8 protein-coding genes are annotated in these 13,727 nt (G+C 47.4%); 6 read left to right on the top strand and 2 right to left on the bottom strand.

Features of this window, described 5'->3' with window-relative positions:
• The first annotated feature begins 222 nt into the window (after positions 1 to 222).
• Positions 223 to 1,182 carry a carbamate kinase gene (arcC, locus tag G469_RS0102145; protein WP_028263642.1) on the top strand — a complete coding sequence of 320 codons (960 nt, stop codon included), beginning with the start codon at positions 223 to 225 and terminating at the stop codon, positions 1,180 to 1,182.
• Between the two features lie 189 nt (positions 1,183 to 1,371).
• Positions 1,372 to 2,985 carry a bifunctional phosphoribosylaminoimidazolecarboxamide formyltransferase/IMP cyclohydrolase gene (purH, locus tag G469_RS0102150; protein WP_028263643.1) on the top strand — a complete coding sequence of 538 codons (1,614 nt, stop codon included), beginning with the start codon at positions 1,372 to 1,374 and terminating at the stop codon, positions 2,983 to 2,985.
• Between the two features lie 95 nt (positions 2,986 to 3,080).
• Here the strand turns inward: purH and G469_RS0102155 are convergent, their stop codons facing one another.
• Positions 3,081 to 4,064 (bottom strand): helix-turn-helix transcriptional regulator, encoded by a 984-nt coding sequence (locus G469_RS0102155; RefSeq protein WP_028263644.1) that lies wholly within the window; start codon positions 4,062 to 4,064, stop codon positions 3,081 to 3,083.
• A gap of 230 nt (positions 4,065 to 4,294) precedes the next feature.
• Here G469_RS0102155 and G469_RS08065 point away from each other — a divergent pair, with 230 nt between their 5' ends.
• The 3 genes from G469_RS08065 to G469_RS0102170 all read left to right on the top strand — a co-directional run bounded on the left by G469_RS08065 (position 4,295) and on the right by G469_RS0102170 (position 8,542).
• Positions 4,295 to 5,725: an APC family permease gene (locus tag G469_RS08065; RefSeq protein WP_035425304.1), complete on the top strand. Its 1,431-nt coding sequence runs from the start codon at positions 4,295 to 4,297 to the stop codon at positions 5,723 to 5,725.
• 452 nt (positions 5,726 to 6,177) lie between these two features.
• Positions 6,178 to 7,257: a putrescine carbamoyltransferase gene (ptcA, locus tag G469_RS0102165; RefSeq protein WP_028263645.1), complete on the top strand. Its 1,080-nt coding sequence runs from the start codon at positions 6,178 to 6,180 to the stop codon at positions 7,255 to 7,257.
• Between the two features lie 82 nt (positions 7,258 to 7,339).
• Positions 7,340 to 8,542 (top strand): agmatine deiminase family protein, encoded by a 1,203-nt coding sequence (locus G469_RS0102170; protein WP_028263646.1) that lies wholly within the window; start codon positions 7,340 to 7,342, stop codon positions 8,540 to 8,542.
• Positions 8,543 to 8,658: 116 nt separating this feature from the next.
• On the opposite strand, the gene G469_RS0102175 is transcribed toward G469_RS0102170, so the two are convergent.
• Positions 8,659 to 9,315 (bottom strand): GNAT family N-acetyltransferase, encoded by a 657-nt coding sequence (locus tag G469_RS0102175; protein WP_028263647.1) that lies wholly within the window; start codon positions 9,313 to 9,315, stop codon positions 8,659 to 8,661.
• A gap of 584 nt (positions 9,316 to 9,899) precedes the next feature.
• Between G469_RS0102175 and G469_RS0102185 the strand changes: the two genes are divergently transcribed.
• The gene (locus G469_RS0102185) at positions 9,900 to 13,595 is read left to right on the top strand and encodes a M14 family metallopeptidase (RefSeq protein ID WP_028263648.1); all 3,696 of its coding nucleotides are present in this window, start codon (positions 9,900 to 9,902) and stop codon (positions 13,593 to 13,595) included.
• Positions 13,596 to 13,727: the final 132 nt, after the last annotated feature.

Here is a 13,727-nt window from a genome sequence, read left to right on the forward strand (position 1 = left end):
AGTCATTTTTGCGATTTTATGCATGATATATCATAAGGGGGTATCTGGTTTACAAAAGCAGGTATCCCCCTATATTTTTGAAAAAAATACCGCTCACAGGCGTGCAAAATATACCGGATTGTTTTACAGTAGCTACGCGCTATGATTTCGTTAATAGCGCGTTTTGTTTCGCGCCCATTCGCGCAGTGCGAGTGGACAACCCGTCGATCTAGAGGAGACACAATGGCTAAGTCTGGCGCAAGCCGCGTCGTCATCGCCCTTGGTGGCAACGCTCTTGGCAACACCCCCGAAGAGCAAATTGAGCGCGTTCGTAACGCTGCTCCTATCCTGCTTAAGGTTATTGAGCAGGGCAATGAGATCATCATCACCCACGGCAATGGCCCTCAGGTTGGCATGATCCAGAAGGCATTTACCTACGCAAACCAGACCGACGAGTCCATCCCTACCATGGATCTTCCTGAGTGTGGTGCTATGAGCCAGGGCTACATTGGCTATCACTTGCAGCAGGCTATTGGTGCAGCTATGCACAAGTCCTACAAGCGTTGGCACGTTGCTTCTGTTGTTACTCAGATTGAGGTAGACCCCGACGATCCTGCATTCCAAAATCCCACCAAGCCCATTGGTGCATTCCTTACCAAGGAGCAGGCAGACGCCGAGATGGCAGCACACCCCGACATGATTTTTGTAGAGGATTCCGGCCGTGGTTATCGCCGCGTAGTTGCTTCTCCTGAGCCCAAGAAGATTGTTGAGAACGAGTCCATCCTCAACCTTCTTGATAATGAGTTTATCGTTATTGCTTGTGGCGGTGGCGGCATCCCTGTAGTTCGTGACTACTCTGATAAGGGTGCTTACAAGGGTCAGGCTGCAGTTATCGATAAGGACATGGGTGGCGAGCTTCTTGCTGAGGACTGCGCTGCAGACACCCTAGTTCTTCTCACTGCTGTTGATCATGTTGCCATTAACTTTGGTAAGCCTGATCAGAAGGATCTTGAGGACATCACCACTGAGGAGGCACGTCAGTACCTCGAGCAGGGTCAGTTTGGTAAGGGTTCCATGGAGCCTAAGGTTCGCGCTGCTGTTAAGTTTGCAGAGAGCCGTCCCGGCCGTACTTGCATCATTGGTTCTTTGGACAAGGCCGCCGAGGCCATGGCTGGTCTTTCTGGTACCCGCATTCATGCCTAAGTCGTGTTTGTATAACGCAATCATGTATGGCAAGAGCCTGTCAGAATTTTCTGGCAGGCTCTTTTTGTGGTATCGAAGATGTATATTACGGCATCTTTGTAACAAATTGCGGTGTTTTACTATCGCAATCGATGATATGCTCATCGTACAATTTGCATATTCTGGCAGCACCGTGTTCAAGGAGTATATATGGCCGAGAAGCCCATTAAGCGCGCTCTTGTTTCGGTAACCGACAAAACCGGCGTCATTGATTTTGTAAAGACACTGGAAAGTGAATTTGGTGTTGAGGTGATATCTACCGGTGGTACTGCACGTGTGTTGGCAGATGCTGGAGTGCGCGTGATTCCTATAGAGGAATATACGGGCTTCCCCGAAATGATGGACGGTCGTGTTAAGACGCTTCATCCTAAGGTTCATGGTGGTTTGCTGTGCCGTCGTGATGACGAAGGTCATCTGGCAGACGCAGCTGCTCATGATATTGGCATGATTGATTTGGTATGCGTTAATCTATACGAGTTTGAGAAAACGGTGGCCAATCCAGACGTAACGTTTGCAGATGCTATTGAGCATATTGATATTGGTGGTCCATCAATGCTTCGCTCTGCAGCCAAGAACAACGATTCTGTTACGGTGGTAAGCGATCCAACAGACTACAAGGCCATTTTGTCCGAGATGCGTGCTCATGGTGGTGCTACTACATTGGATACCCGCCGTAAGCTAGCGCTTAAGGTGTACTCCACTACAGCTGCGTATGACAAGGCAATTTCCATGTGGCTTGCATCTAACCTTACAGCAGGTAGTGACGCTACCGTCAATCAGCCTACTTCTAATTTTCCCGAGCAACTGATTGTTAGTGCAACTAAAGAACAAGACCTACGGTATGGTGAGAACCCCCGTCAATCTGCAGCATTTTACGTAGCTCCTGATGCGCCAGAGCATTCACTTGCTCGTGCTCAACAACTCCAAGGTAAGCCCTTATCCTACAACAATTTGTTGGATACCGATGCCGCTTGGAGTGCTGTTCGTGAGTTTGATGAACCTGCAGTAATCATTCTTAAGCATCAAAATCCCTGTGGTTCTGCCACTGCAGAAAATGTAACCGAGGCATATGATCGCGCCTTTGCCTGCGATCCCGTTTCTGCTTTTGGTGGCATTATTGCAGTCAATCGTGAAGTACCCCTCTCTTTAGTTGAGCATTTTGCAGACGTACATAAGCAGTTTGTTGAGGTTATGATTGCTCCGAGTTATACAGCTGAGGCACTTGAGCGTCTATCTAAACGTACTAATATGCGCGTTTTGGCAACTGGTGGTGTAGACCGCACCATTGGTCATGAAATTCGAACGGTGGATGGTGGCATTTTAGTCCAGGATATTGATCACGTAGACGAGGATGTTACAAGCTTTACAGTCCCCACCAAGCGTCAACCTACACAGGCCGAGATGGACGATCTTTTATTTGCGTGGAAGGTTTGCAAAACGGTTAAGTCCAATGCAATTTTAGTTGCTAAAGACAAGGCTGGTTTAGGCATGGGACCCGGCCAGCCCAATCGCGTGGATGCTGCACTGTTGGCGTGTGAGCGTGCAGAAAAGGCTTGCGAACGCATGGGCGTAGAGGCAGCTGGGTTGGTTGCAGCATCCGATGCTTTCTTCCCCTTCCGCGACAACGTGGATGTGTTGGCCAAACATGGTGTCACAGCTATTATTCAGCCAGGTGGCAGCATGCGCGATGATGAGTCTATTGCTGCTTGCAATGAATATGGCATTGCCATGGTCTTTACGGGTAATCGTCATTTCCGTCACTAAACGTTACTTGCACTTAGCAAGCGTACGTTCTTAAGTAAAAAACGCTGGAACAGTTTTTGTTCCAGCGTTTTGCTTGCGTAGCTTATGGCGCCCCACTAGCTTGCCCAGAAATCCTTACGGAGATCTTCTCGGTTGGCTTGCTCGCATTTTTTCATGATGTTATGCAGGTGTGTCTTAATGGTGCCCTCAGCCAAGATGAGTTCACTTGCAATTTCTCGGTTGTTTTTCCCTTGCATAGCAAGACCCAAAATTTCACGCTCGCGCTTGGAGAGACCATGGGCGGCTGCATAGGCAGGAAGACGATCTTCTATGTGCTCGTTTAGGCGATGAGCTTCGCCCTCATCAGTCTTTGCTTCGGGAGGTTCATTAAAGTGCAGGCTCAGAATTTCAAGAGCGGGGCGCGCTACGGTATAGGTGAGGTACAGCATCATGATGTTCTCTGAAAAATTACGAGATGAGAGGAATAGTGCTGCAAAGATGCTGTCTTGACCAGGAATGGGTAGGTTGAGAATAACAAGGGTATCTTCAATGAGGATGCCGGCAATGAGAATGCTTAATATCACCATCATGCGAGTTCGTTTAGTAATGCGCTGATGCATAATCTCGTCATCGCTCTTTTGGTATCGATATCGTGCATATACAAGACAGAAAATAAGTGATATTTGTCGCATGGTGTAAAACAACCATTGCCTAAAAGGACCGTATGGCATTACTACTACGATGCCGGTACAAACCACAATAAAGATAACTGCTGGAATAACTACAGCACGTAAGCGATGTACATCAACAATATCGAGGACAACGTACCAAAAACAAGAAAGAATTGCTGCACCAATAAGAATACGGAATGCCGGGAGGTCAATATCGTAGTAATTGGATGGATTAATGTTTGAGATATTTTGTACCATCCACTCAGAGCCAAAGATGCTAGCAAGTTCCGCAAAGTAAAAGATAAAAAACAAGGCTTGCGGAATATAACGATTACGATGGGATACTGCCCAAGCAGCTCCGCAGATACTTGCGGTTGCAATACAGATAAAAAGCAGCGCAATCGTATACACGAAGAAGAATAAACTCATACTGCTCTTCTCATTTCTAAAAATATAAACCCTTAAAGTAATCAATATGTCTAGCTTAGGTATACCCAGCCTGAACTGATAGTTTATCGAAGTTTAAAAACTGCGAACGTTCATAAACTTAAATGAGCTAGACCAAATGCTGCTCGAGTCCCATTGTTATAAGTGAAATTGCGTGCAATAGAAAGCGCATTCTAAATATGGGCTCGAGCCTTTTGAAAGGAGGTTGCACAATGGAGAAGAAAAAATTTAGCTTCCTGAGCGTAATTCTTTCCGTTATTTGCGTCGTGTTTGTAGCAGAAGCTGCAGCACCCGCAGCAGCCATTGGCAACGCACAGTTTTTCTGGTGGATCTTCCTCATCATCACCTTCTTGCTTCCTTATGGCATGGTTGTTGCTGAGTTGGGTACTACCTACGACTCCGATGGTGGTCTGTACGACTGGATTCGTGAGGCATTTGGTGACAAGTGGGGCTCTCGCGTAGCGTGGTACTACTGGATTAATTACCCGTTGTGGATTGCATCCTGCGCAACCCTATTCCCTGATATTTTGGGCATGGTATTTGGCATTGAGTTTTCTCTAGTTGCCAAGATGGCTATTGAGCTGGCTTTTGTGTGGGTTGTTGTAGTCATGTCCTTCTCTAAGGTATCTGACTCTGAGTGGATTCTCAATGGTGGTGCAGTTATTAAGGTGGCAATTGCTGTTGCAGTTGGCGCACTTGGTATTTGGTATGCAACTCAAAATGGCTTTGCATCCGATATGTCAGCTCAAACGTTCTTGCCAAGTTTTGATGGCACAGCTCTGACCAACTTGTCCATCATCTTGTTTAATTTCATGGGCTTTGAGGTTGTTTGCACCTTTGCATCTGACATGGAGCATCCCGAGAAAGACATCCCCAAGGCAATTATTCTTGGCGGTCTTGCTATTGCAGCCATTTACCTGTTTGCTTCCTTTGGTATTGGCGCAGCTATTTCTGCCGATGCAATCGATCCGGACTTTGGCATGATTGTTGCGGTTCAGACCATGGTTGGCAGCTCACCCATCTTTGGCATTATTTCTATTGCATTTTTGCTAACCCTGTTTGCCAATATGGCTTCTTGGTCCTTTGGTGTTAACTTTGTTGCTGATTATGCTGCAAAGCATGGCAACATGCCCAAGATTTTTGCTCGTGAGAGCGCTAAGACCGAGATGCCCAATGGCGCGGCTATTGTCGACGGTATTGTAGCCTCCTTGGCTTTGTGCCTGCAGCTCATTCCTAACGAGACCATTGCTAATAACATCTTCTGGATGCTTTTCTCGATGAACGTAGTGTTCTTGCTCATTAGCTATATTCCTATGTTCCCCGCATTCCTGAAGCTTCGTAAGGTTGATCCTAACCGCAAGCGTGTTTTCAAGTTCCCCTTCCAGGGCGCTATGCAAATGATTGCTTTAGCAGTTCCGGCAATTGAACTGGTACTCTGCATCATTGCAACAGTTGTATTCCCTGGCCTTGAGGGTGACTGGAGCTTCCTCATTGGTACGCTGGTATTCATCGTGCTTGGCGAAGTAGTCCGCGTATGGTCCGCTCGTGGTCGTGAGGTCGAGTACACGGGCCTTACTGCCGAACTTGCTGCTCAGCGTCTTGCAGAAGAGTCTGCCCAGCCTGCTGAGAATACCGAGGAGTAAGTAACTTCCCCTCAGCGCTTCTGCGCCATTTCGCCCCCGTACTTTTTGCTCCCGTGCTATTTAATGGTTTGACCGTTGTCTATCCATTATTAATTTTAATAATGGATAGACGGCTCTAAAAAAGAAAAAAGTCACGCTAATAGGTAGACAGATCTTAAAAAAGCAAAGAGTGTTGTTGTAAGCAAGTATGCGGTGAAGTATGCAGTGAAGATAGCTACTCGTTACTGGGATTTGAGCCACTGACCTCTTCTGCGCTAGGGTAATTTATCCCAATTTATCTGCGGTGATTATAAGGTTTAGGGTAGGTATAGAGGCCGTCTACATTTAAACATCCAGTATAAACTCGCGTTTTTGTTGCAAGTAGGTAATGTGGAAGGTGTAGGAGCGCGACACCCACATACCTTTGTACGTGTCGTCAATTGGTTAAGCGCCAAAGTAAAGGAGAATGTCTCATGGCTATGCCCAAGGACTTCATCGATTCTAATGATTTTACCAAGGAGCAGATTCTTGCTATTGAGGATCTTGCTATTGCAATGAAGAAGGCCATCAAGGTTGACGGTTACTATCCTCACCTTCTTCGCAACCAGTCTCTTGGCATGATCTTCCAGCAGGTATCTACCCGCACCCGCCTTTCCTTCGAGACCGCTATGACCGACCTTGGTGGACATGCTCAGTTCTATGGCCCTGGCACCATTCAGCTTGGTGGCCATGAGTCTTTGGGCGACACCGCTCGTGTAATGGGTTCTCTGCTCGACATCATGATGGCTCGTGTAAATCGTCATAAGGATGTTGTAGGTTTGGCAGAGGGCTCTGCGGTTCCCGTAATCAATGGCATGTCTGAGTTCAATCACCCCACCCAGGAAATGGGTGACCTTCTTACCATGCTCGAGAACCTTCCCGAGGGTAAGTCCATCCAGGATTGCACCTTGGCATTCATTGGCGATGCAACTCAGGTCTGCGTTTCTCTGATGTTTATTGCATCCAAAATTGGTATGCACTTTGTACAGTTTGGACCTAAGGGTCACCAGGTATGCGATGGTGGCTTGCATGTAGGCACCAAGGAAGAGCGTGCAGAGTTTGGTCGTCAGCTTATGGAGATTGGCGAGAAGAACTGCAAAGAGTCCGGCGGTACCATTGTTATCTCTGATGACATTGAGTGCATCAAGGGTGCAGACTTTATTTACACCGATGTATGGTATGGCCTGTATGACGAGGAGGAGTCCGGCGAGAACTACATGGACGTCTTCTATCCTAAATACCAGGTAACCATGGACATGATGAACTTTGCTGGTCCTAACTCCAAGTTCATGCACTGCCTGCCCGCTACTCGTAACGAGGAAGTAACCGACGAGGTTATGGACAATCCTGAGCGCTCTTTGTGCTGGGATGAGGCGGAGAATCGCAAGCACTCCATTCGTGCTCTGCTTGCTGCGCTTGGCAAACGTACTCCTCTTAATGATGAGGATGTTGAGTACTCCGCTAAGGCAGAGCTTCACGCTGCTCTTGATAAGATCAACGAGCTCCAGGCATAAATTGCTGGTTAATGCTTATTAAAGTGCCGGGAGCAAGGGGCTTCCGGCATGTTTTGGAATCAAATTATCAAGGAGGTTCCACATGCGTACTATTACCGAATCTGAGTCCACTCCTAAGGCCGACGGCTTTTTCATGCCTGCAGAGTTTGCTCCCCAAGATCGCGTTTGGATGGGCTGGCCTCATCGTACCGATACATGGGCAAACGGTGCTAAACCTGCTCAGGAGCAGTATGCAAATGTAGCTCGTGCAATTGCAGAGTTCACTCCTGTTGTTATGTGTGTCAATCAGGTTGACTATGCAAACTGTAAGGCTGTGTTCGAGAATGACGAGAACGTAACCGTTCTTGAGATGACCACCGACGACGCATGGTTCCGTGACACTGGTGCAACGTATGTCATCAACGGCAAGGGCGAGAAGCGCGCTAACCACTGGCACTTTAACGCTTATGGCGGTATGGTTGATGGATTGTACTTCCCTTGGGATAAGGACGAGCAAATCGCTTTGAAGATGGCTGAGTTTTCTGGTGTACGTCGTTATCGTCCCGATGACATGATTTTGGAGGGTGGCTCCATTACCGTTGACGGCGAGGGCACCGTTATTGTTACCGATCAGTGCTTGTTGTCTCCTGGCCGCACTGCTTCTGCAGTACGTGTGGACGAGCCCGATGCAGGTATTTGGCCTACCTTTGCTCTTAAGTATCAGCCTTGGAGCGAGGAACTTCGTGAATACATGACCGAGCACCTTAAGGAGTATTTGGGTGTTGAGAAGGTCATTTGGGTTAAGGAAGGCATTGATCCCGAAGAGACCAACGGTCACATTGACGACGTTGCCACCTTTGTTGCTCCTGGTGTTGTTGCAGTTATCTGGACTGACGATCCTGAATATCCTTTTTATAGTCAGTGCCATGCAGCCTATGAGACCCTTTCTAATGCAACCGATGCAAAGGGTCGCAAGCTCAAGGTATACAAGCTTCCCATGCCTGTTAATCCACTGTTTATGACTCAGGAAGCGTGCGATTCTATTGACATCGACGAGAATGCAGAGCCTCGCGTTCCCGATGAGCCTCTCATTGCCTCTTACATGAACTACCTGGTAACAAACAAGGGTGTTATTACTCCTCAGTATGGTGACGAGAATGATGCACTTGCTATTGAGACCCTCCAGAAGATTTATGACGAAACCTGGGGTGAGGGCGAGTACAAGGTAGTAGGCGTACAGTCCGAGCAAGTTGTATATGGTGGTGGCAACATCCACTGCATTACTCAGCAGGAGCCCAGCGCTTAAACTGTATGCCAAGCATTCAGCACGGCTGGCACAACGAGCAATGGCAAGGGTCCTTCGCACATAAGCGTTGGACCCTTTTTGCAAGAACCTCTGTTTGATGTTTGATGTATTGCTGACTACACTAAGACAGCTCCGTATAAGTAGCTTGCCCAGTTAGGGTCGTTAGGATCTGGGTTTTCTTGAATACGTTGCATGCCGCGGTGTTCATAAAAACGCCAGTTAGAGGCACTGTCTGTGGTAAGGAAAAAGCCAGGAGCGCCAGCTTCTTTAAAAAGCTTAATCATACCGTCTACCAACTTGCCACCAATGCCTTTACCATGTAAAGCAGGCTCAAGCATAATCAAGTTAAGTTCCGCTTGTGCATAGGGGTTATTGGGGTTGTTAGCGATAAAATCATCGGCTGTTTTATGTTCGCGCAAATCGCCAAATAATGCGCCTTCAAGAGTGCGATTACCCGTCTCTTCTACACGCTTGTTACCACGTTCAATGAGTTTATCCAAACGTGGACGCCAGCTTTCTACCAGGGTTTGCTTACCATGGGGGCTCAAGCCACCAAGGCAAACACCTACAACTACGCCGTCTTTCTCGGCAACATAAGCAAGGGGAGAGCGGAGTAGAGACCCTGCTAGGCTAAGAGAACCACACAGGAGCTTATCGTCGGGAAGCTCCACATTGTTGGTCCAGATGTGAGTGTATAGGGTGGCAACGTCTGTGAAGTCATTTTCTGTAAAAAGGCGGTAGGTAATGTTGAGGTCTTTGGTCTTTTCACCCATGATTACTCCTTTGCAGGTATAGGTTGTGCGCATAGAAGTGCGTAAAGAGTTGTAAGAACGTTTTTAAATCCATTGTAGTATGGGGGTTGTTGTGGACATAGCATGGTTTGTCTATACGCTCGTAATTATGCTGGCAGCGGTTATTGCCTGTGCCACATCACTTATGGTGTGGATTCTTACAACTAAAAATTTGCAGATGTAATTGTTCTCTCCAAGAACTTGTTTGATGTGGAACCGGCGGAGTATCTCACTACAGAAGTAGAGCTTACTGTTCACAATGGTCAAGTGCTTTACGAGAAGGACTTCCAGTAAGTTTTAATTTTAAGCAAATTGCATATGCATAGTTGTTATAGGTTTCTATAACCTACACTGCTCATGAGCCCAGCGGCAGCTTGTTGGGCTCATTTTTTGTGCGTTTAACAGCAAAATGCTGCAAATTCAAGACACTAACCACTCGCCCGATATAACTTATCGCCTGTCGAACAACATGCCTTGGATACTGTATTTTTCTTTCAGTTACGGTAGATTTTATACGTATGCGTTTTAGTTTTTTCGTAAAGGAAGCGAAGAAAGAAGGTGAGTACATGGCATCCCAACAAAACAGGAAGAAGGCTGTTATTGCAGCTCTCGTTCTTAGTTTGGGTCTTGGAACTGTAGCAGCTCCCCCGCTGGCAAACTTTGTGAATCAGCGTGCTTTGCTTGCAACGGTTGCTCAGGCCGAGACAGTCGGGAAGTTTGAACGTACTGACGCAAAGGCAGTTGCTGGACAAAAGGTAGGCATCTCCATGACGGAGGAGCGTTCCTATAAAGCAACCGTACCTACAAAGGCTGCTAGTGTAGAGGAGCTCCAGCAGCAAATTGATGCCGGTAAGGTTACGTGGACTCTGTCCCGCGATAAAGGCATCATGGATCCAGAAATCTATCCCAAGCAGTATATGGGTGGCAAGCTGGATGAGTGGAAGACCGTTGCTGTTAAGGTGAGCGGAAGCCCCAAGATTCCTTCTCAGCCCATGTTTAGCGACATTACCATGAGGGCAGAGGATGTTGATGGTACGCCCAGCATCGTTCTTACCTTTAACAACAAGCTGCTTTTTGGTCTTGATGGTATTGACGTACGCGCCCGCGCTACGGTGCGTTCTGCCATGTATGACTACACAGGCACCTTTAAGCTTGCTTGCTCAATCGATGGCACTGAGGCTTACTCCACTGATGTTGATGTTCGTCCCTATGACGAGTACCGCACCCAGGAAGAGATTTATCAGGAGCTTCCTGAGTTGGTAGCACAGGCCAATGCTAATGGAATGTATGCAGAGATTCGCGAGATAGGCAAGACCGTACAGGGTCGTCCTATTCAGGCCGTCTTTGTAGCTAAGTCCAAGGCAGACCTGGACAACTATCAGGCTCTTAAGCAGCGCATGGAGTCTGAGCCTGCAAAGGTTCAGGAGGAAGTTAGGTCGGGCTCTCTTAAATATAAGGTCCCCGTTGTATACAGCAACGTCCACGCAGATGAGATTGTAGCTGTAGACGCAATTATGGAATTCATGCGCGACTTGTCCACTGGCAAGCCCCTTGAGTACAAGACCGTAACAGGTTTGACTGAGGCTGGTAAGCAGGAGCTTGCTACCGAGATGACAGCAGACAAAAAGGTTTGGTCTGATCTCATCAAGGATCAGGTAACGGGTATTGGCTATCTTCGTGGTGATGGTGGCGGCGGTAGCGTTGCTGCAGCAGACCTTACTGAAGACCAGCTTGACCTGTACTACAACAGGGAGACAAGGACCTTTGATCCTTCCAAGCTGCTCGATGATATGTTCTTCATTCTTATCCCTTCCGAGAATGCAGATGCTCGTGAGGTAAATGTTCGTACTAACGCCAACGCGTTTGACCTTAACCGTGACAATACCTATCAAACTCAGCCCGAGACTCAGGCTATGTCTGGTTTCATTACAGAGTGGGATCCCCTGTCTTTGCATGAGCTTCACGGTTATTACGAGCAGTATCAGGTAGAGCCTTGCTCGCCTACGCATGACCCCAACAACGAGTATGACCTGTTCATCGACACTGCTCTTGCACAGGGTGAAGCCTTCATGGGCGCTTCTATCTCTAACAATGAGACCATTAACTCGGTTCAGATGCCCATGCGTGACTACCTCAAGATACAAGACGATGGCTCCAAGTATTGGGCAGAGCCCTTTGACGACATGTCAACGAGCTACACTCCTCAGTACGCCATGATGCACGGCACCAATGCCTATACGGTTGAGGCTCCTTCTGCAAATGTCGATGCCCTATATGCTTTGGAGTACGGTTTTATTGGCAATGCAGACTTTATTGCTGCCAACAAAGACCGTATGTTCATCAACCAGCTTGAGCGCTTCCGTCGTGGTATCGAGAATATCGATGCAGACACCATTCGTCCTTACTATGTAAACCAGAATGACGTTGCTGGTGCTGAAGCTGACATCTTCCGTCCTCAGAACAATGAGAACCATAACTTCTTCCCTGAGTACTATGTCATTCCAATGGACGCTCAAAATCAGCAGGATCGTGCTGCAGCAAGCAAGACCGTTGCTTTACTTCTTCACAATGGTGTAAAGATTAACCAGCTCAATAAGGATGTTACGGTTGGCGATAAGACCTATGCTGCTGGTACCGTTATCGTTGATATGCATCAAGCAAAGCGCAACATGGCTAACTGTGTTCTGTATCCTAACCTGGTAATTTCTGATTGGGCACAGTACACGCTTTATTCTGAGCCTGTAACCAACTTTGCTGATTTCCGTGGCTTTGATATGGATACCATTCGCAAGGTCGGCGTCTTTGCCGCAGATGCAATGGACCAGATTACCGAGGCTCCCAAGACCGCTACCGTTTATGAGGGTCAGGGTTGTATTTCCATTGTTAAGAACAATGGTCTTGATGCAATTAATGCAGTAAATGCTCTACTTAAAGATGGCAAGAGCGTTGGTCTTATCACCGAAGGTGAGCATGCTGGTAGCTATGTTGTAGCCGCCTCTGATCTTAATACGGTTCAGGATAAGTGGACTTTGGACGTGGTAAACGTCGAGGATGCTCCTAAGGCCAAGAAGCTCAACAATGGTATCAAGGTATACATTCCTCTTGGAAATTCTGACTACGTAGCTGATGCCGATGGCCACGAGGTTGGTATGAAGGGTTACAAGAATCGCCTTAATACCGATCGCGGTTGGGATATCTTTGCTCTTCAAACCCAAATGGGCTTTGAGATTACCACCAATTTAGATGAAGCTAACGTTATTGTTGGTTCTCAGTATCCTATCAACGAAGATGAAGTAGCAGCTAAGATTAAGGCCGGCACCCCTTACGTTGCGTATACCGCGGACGCTATGGGCTTCCTTAAGGCACAGAATCTTATGCCAGGCTTTGCAGGTGTTCCTGACAATGACTGGTGGGGCTATGATGCTTTGAGCATGGTAGAGTTCCCCGAGGATGACATCATCACAGCTACGTACAAAAATGAAGGTGACTTCAAGATGTATGGCTATGGTGGTGGCTATATCACCAGTGTTCCGGATGGTGCTAAGACTCTTATCAAGACCACCCAGGATGAGCCTCTTGAGGCCTTTATGACCAAGTCTGCCATTGCGCAGTATAAGGGTTCTATTCAGGCTATTGATTACCAGAAGGATGGCCTTAACATTGCCGTCTTTGCTAACACTTTGGTAAACAAAGCACATCAGCAGGACGATTATCGTTATTTAACCGCTGCTGTATATTCCAAGCTTTTGGGTGAGGACTTTGTAGTTGAGGGAACCTGCCCCAGCTATACGTTGATTAAGGAGACCCCCGAGGTCAAGCAGGGCGACACCGCGTTGTTTGCTTCCGATGCTCCCTTTAACAAGTTTAAGGAAGTACAGGTAGATAATGCCGTTGTAGATCCTAAGTTCTACACTGCCGCCGAGGGTTCCACCGAGATTACTCTGAGTGGTGACTTTACCAAGACGCTTGCTCTGGGCATGCACACCATCACTATTGTTTCTAACGATGGTCAGGTAAGCGGCAGGTTTAATGTTGTAAAGGCAGCAGATTCTAATGCCTCCAACGACGATACCAACAAGCCTAATACCGATTCCAATAAGCCTGGTAGCAACAACAAGAAGCCTGGTGCTTCCAAGCCTTCTGGTAAGCTCCTCCCCAGGACTGGTGATTATGCAACTGCAGCAGTACCCTTTGTACTGGTTGGCGCAGCTGCAGCTGTAGCCGGTGCTTACTATCTCAAGAAGAAGAATGAGAAGAACTAAGTCAATCTGACTAACTTCTTATAACGCTTTTAAGGCTAATGCACGTTAAACCGAGTCAGAGACCTCATGTTTCTGGCTCGGTTTTTTGTTAGAAAAAACCGCTGAGCGTTGTTAGATATTTTTCTGTGCTTG

It is taken from the genome of Atopobium fossor DSM 15642, from assembly GCF_000483125.1.
Taxonomy (GTDB): domain Bacteria; phylum Actinomycetota; class Coriobacteriia; order Coriobacteriales; family Atopobiaceae; genus Atopobium; species Atopobium fossor.